Genomic DNA, 1,132 nt, shown 5'->3' with positions numbered 1-1,132 from the left:
TTTATTACGGGCACTAGGCGGCCTCGCATTTAAATAACATTAGGTAGCCGAACTCATTCAGAGTAATTGGAGTTCATTAGTCAGAGCTACCCATGTTCGGCAAACCTTAGTATTGCCGGTTTGTTTGAGTACGATGCGTAGTCTGGTGTTCATCGCTTAGAACAATGAGAATAAATATGAAGCATTTAGTTGAAAGATTCCTTCGCTACGTCACGTTTGACACCCAATCAAATCCCCATGTTGCCCAATGCCCAAGTTCACCTGGCCAACTCGTTTTTGCAGAGTTGTTGAAACAAGAGATGCTAGATCTTGGTTTGAGCGATGTGACTTTAGATGAACACGGTTACTTGATGGCAAAACTGCCGTCGAATGTTGATTACGATGTTCCACCAATCGGCTTTATCGCCCACATGGATACTGCACCAGATGCGTCTGGTAAGAATGTAAATCCGCAATTTGTTGAAGACTATCAAGGTGGCGATATTGCACTTGGGTTGGGAGACGAAGTGTTGTCTCCGGTTCAGTACCCAGACTTGCACAACCTGCACGGCCACAATTTGATTACCACCGATGGCACAACGTTGCTTGGCGCGGACAACAAAGCGGGCATCGCAGAAATTTTGTCTGCGATCGCGATGTTGATTGAGAATCCAGACATTCCTCATGGTGACATTTGTATCGGTTTTACTCCGGATGAAGAAATCGGTCGTGGTGCAGATTTGTTTGATGTTGAGAAGTTTGGCGCGAAATGGGCATACACTATCGATGGTGGCCCGCAAGGCGAACTTGAATATGAGAACTTCAATGCGGCAAGCGCTGATGTGATTTTCCATGGCGTAAGCGTTCATCCAGGTACGGCTAAAGGCAAAATGGTCAATGCGATGAATTTAGCGGCGCAATTCCAAGTTAAAATGCCAGCAGACCAAACCCCTGAAACCACCGAAGGGTATGAGGGTTTCTTCCATCTGAAATCGGGAGAATTGGGTATCGCCCGCAGTGAACTTGGTTACATCATCCGCGATTTTGACCGTGAAGGGTTAGAAGAACGTAAGGCGCTGATGCAAAAACTTGTCGATGAAATGAACGCAGGTCTGAAACACGGTTCAGTCGAACTTAACATTACCGACAGAGA

At 46.2% G+C, this 1,132-nt stretch carries 1 protein-coding gene; it reads left to right on the top strand.

Going from position 1 to position 1,132, the window contains the following annotated elements; translation table 11 throughout:
- Positions 1-176: 176 nt before the first annotated feature.
- Positions 177-1,132: peptidase T (pepT, locus tag R7P35_RS25665; protein WP_318093253.1), on the top strand; the 956-nt coding region annotated here is incomplete at its 3' end.

Source organism: Vibrio sp. Vb0304 (assembly GCF_033338995.1).
In the GTDB taxonomy this organism is placed as follows: domain Bacteria; phylum Pseudomonadota; class Gammaproteobacteria; order Enterobacterales; family Vibrionaceae; genus Vibrio; species Vibrio alginolyticus.
This window is presented reverse-complemented; position numbering and strand designations above follow the sequence as displayed.